This is a genomic window from Vibrio sp. M260118, from assembly GCF_036533755.1.
GTDB lineage: Bacteria > Pseudomonadota > Gammaproteobacteria > Enterobacterales > Vibrionaceae > Vibrio.
This window is the reverse complement of sequence record NZ_JATABG010000387.1, coordinates 1-3,117: the sequence shown is the minus strand read 5'-3', so window position 1 is coordinate 3,117 and position 3,117 is coordinate 1. Positions and strand designations below refer to the sequence as shown.

Sequence of the window (3,117 nt, the reverse complement as noted above, 5' to 3'; positions counted from 1 at the left end):
CTCCTAGCTTTCTAGTTTATTCTCAATCGCAGCAAGTCTTGCGGTTAGGTCCGCTACTTGTTTCTCTAACTGCTCAATTCGCTCAGCGTCGGTGACTTCTTTTTTTGCCGCTACTTCAACTTTTGGTACACGACTGGAGTTCTTCCAACTTTTCAGCGTCGTTATCAAAGCAGGCATTGGGACAGAAGTGCTCAAACGTGCTTTTACCAGTGCAACGGTCGGTTCTTTCCCTTCTGAATGCAGTTGTTCAAGGATACTTTTTAGCTCTTGGCTAACGTCTTGAGTAAGCATAAAACCTCCTGTGTGCTTAATCTCTCAATAATACTGAGCTTAGCCCTAATTGACTAATGGAAAATTAAGAAATAGCGTGTGCGAGATATCGCACAAGTGATGTGAGAGAAAGTGAGTTCTTTGTGTGGAATTAGTAACCCAATTTTACTTATATGGTTGAAAAGTATGAATATTTAATTTATTTCAAGTTTGTTTCTACGCACAGGAGTTTTTGTAGGTTAGTTGTTTTGCAGGCTAATTAGAGTAAATTAATTGGTGTTGGAAGGATGCTGACACGGAACAGGAAATACCAGGGATTGGGAATCTTCAGGAAGAAGATTGGTTGACTAGGAACGTCGATCAAGCATGGAGCGAAAGGACATTGTAAGGATACTTTCACTGACAGGATGTGAGTGGCAAGGAAGGCAATGGACACCTCTAGGAAGAGGCTAGGACAGTATCAGGATGATACAAAGGACACCGCTCAAGGAACAAGTGATGTGCGCTGACGAGGATTGTTAGCTATCAGGATGATTAGGACACCGCTAGGAAGGCGAGTTAGGATTTTACTGAAGGATTCAGTAACTATTATGGAAGATGCATGGAGCACCTTTTGTAGCCGGACTGCTGCGAGTAAGACTATAGCCCCGATACTAACGTGTCGGGGCTTTTCTTAGATCTCACCTTTGTAAAAAACTCTAACAACAACGTTCAAAAAACAACCTAGATCAATAAAGGCTTGCGCTAGTTGGTTTAACTTTTCGGCTTTGTTTTCAAGGACAATTTTTCTATCAAGGATGTGTCATGACGATAGTGACTCGCCGTTCGTTATTGGTCCCATATAACGAATCATTGCAATCGGAATTTTTGATGCTCAATTGCTGTGCTATCAACCGTGCCCAGATGAATGGCGCGCATACGGTAGCGTCGGCGAAAAAGTTGTTTGAAAAAGTGCTTAGTGACCGAAATATCTACGCCATGGCCGTCCTAGATAGCCATAGTCGTGAGTTTATTGGCCATGTATTTATCTCGGATCTCGATAGCCAGCCTGAGCTAGGCTATATATTTGATAAGAACTATTGGGGTAGGGGAATCGCGAGTGAAGTGATGCAGGCTTTCTTCCCAAAAGCGGTGAGAGATCTTAACCTGACTAAGGTCATCGCTACCGCCAACGTGGGTCACGAGCCTTCTGTTCGTATTCTAGAAAAGTTAGGCTTTACCCTAACTGCGCACAAACGAGATACTTTTGGCCCTTACGATGAGTATTTATTTACATCCGATGTGGCGGAAGCTCAACCTTCGCTAGCCTAAAGCCTTGCATTAAAATTCGACCTTGATAACAGTCATCTCCCAATGACGAAAACTCAAATTGATAGATAGAATGCCAACGCCAGAGTCCTTCTGGCGTTTTTAGTTTGTGACCCTTAAGCGCTACACTGAGAAGTTGCAGATCGAGCTCTTTGCACTTTCTAGCGGCAATAGCTTTAGCGATTTCAGCTTGGCGTCTCTGCTGCCAAAACAGTAGACAGACTGCCGTAAGTGCAAGAATAGCGAAAAGGTCATCGATCATAGTTACGCCTTAGCGGTTTGTTGAAGGCTAATCAGTGCTTTAGCTAGCTCTTCTGAAGGGCTAGAGTGGAGCAAAGGTAGCAACACCATTCGTAGCTCAGGTAGCATGACTAAATCAGCAAAAAGTTCGTTAAACAGCGCTTAGTTACCTGTTTGCGCGAGTCGGAGAAGGAACTGCTCGGCAATATTTGCATCGCTCAGCCAGTGCCAGCTTCTGCCTGCAATGCCGATTAATACTTCTTGATGGCTTAAGCGAGGAGACGCAAGCACTTGGTTCAAGATAGGTGCTACGCTAGCTTGAGGGGCTCCTGAGAGGGCGCGAATGAGCGCTGAGAGTAAGAATAGATCCGGCTCTGCACTGTCTATCTGTTGCTGCGCCATTTCTGCGATGCGTTGGGCAAGCTTTTCTGGTAGTTGAGTATGCTCAAGTGCCCCAAGTACCGCATAAAGCGGCTCATTTGGCAGTTGTTTGAGTGCCTTTCTTAAATTAACCCCATTTTGCTCTTGGTCCAAACGGGCACAAATATCGGTAACACCCTGCAAGCCGACACTTTGCCATTTATCCCACTCGAGTCCACCAGAAAAGTAGTGCTGCGCATGTTCATAGTACTGGCTACATGGCAGATCGAGCGCTGCTCGGACCTGGCTATGGAAAACTGCCATCTTGTCTTCGGCTGGCTTGAAGGTATATGGGTTATTAGAGAGCTTCTGTTGCTGCTCTTCGCTCATATCTTGGTTCAGGCGCGTTCCCATCGCCTCAATCACATACTTAATGAAGTTACCGACGTCCGCTTGCTTGAGCAGTCCGCGTTCGTCTAACTCAAATTTTAGAAACCAGATCCAAGGTTGCTGCTCTTGGTTCCAATAAGCGATGGCGAGGTGAGCTTTACGCTGCATAGGGAAAGGGTAGGCGAGTTGGCCTTTCTCGACGTCGGCGAAGACTTTGTTGTCAATCTTCTTGATACGACGACCAAGGTCGAACACTTGATACTCACAGTCGCTATTGGTTAACAGTTGGGTAAGGGTATGAATGGTTTCCATTAGAGAATTGTCCTAACTTACTTTCCTCTATAAATGGTACCCTTAGGCCAATTTTCAAGGTCAGATAAACAGATTAATGACAAAAGAGAAACAAATAGCTGAACTGCTTAATGCTGTAGAGGCTGAATTGCGACGTATTGGGCTGTGGCAGGCTCAGCCACCGAGTGAAGAGGCATTATCTAGCCAAGAGCCATTTGCGCTCGATACGCTTGAGCCACGCCAGTGGCTGCAGTGGGT

The 3,117-nt window shown here is 45.5% G+C and carries 4 protein-coding genes and 1 pseudogene; 2 read left to right on the top strand and 3 right to left on the bottom strand.

The genetic code is table 11. From position 1 onward, the window contains the following. Positions 1 to 3: 3 nt before the first annotated feature. Complete coding sequence (locus QTO00_RS17190; protein ID WP_331425867.1) at positions 4 to 291, bottom strand: hypothetical protein; 288 nt, start codon at positions 289 to 291, stop codon at positions 4 to 6. 783 nt (positions 292 to 1,074) lie between these two features. Here QTO00_RS17190 and QTO00_RS17185 point away from each other — a divergent pair. After that, positions 1,075 to 1,581, top strand: coding sequence for a GNAT family N-acetyltransferase (locus tag QTO00_RS17185; protein WP_331425866.1), 507 nt, complete (start codon positions 1,075 to 1,077; stop codon positions 1,579 to 1,581). On the opposite strand, the gene QTO00_RS17180 is transcribed toward QTO00_RS17185, so the two are convergent. Both QTO00_RS17180 and QTO00_RS17175 read right to left on the bottom strand, forming a co-directional pair. After that, entirely contained in the window at positions 1,541 to 1,840 is a 300-nt protein-coding gene (locus QTO00_RS17180; RefSeq protein ID WP_331425865.1) for a DUF3301 domain-containing protein, read from the bottom strand. The two genes, QTO00_RS17185 and QTO00_RS17180, sit on opposite strands and share 41 nt — an antisense overlap. 2 nt (positions 1,841 to 1,842) lie before the next feature. Then, positions 1,843 to 2,880: pseudogene (locus QTO00_RS17175) on the bottom strand (DUF3549 family protein). Positions 2,881 to 2,956: 76 nt separating this feature from the next. Here QTO00_RS17175 and QTO00_RS17170 point away from each other — a divergent pair. Then, a partial coding sequence (locus QTO00_RS17170) for a YqcC family protein (protein WP_331425868.1) occupies positions 2,957 to 3,117 on the top strand: 161 nt, incomplete at its 3' end.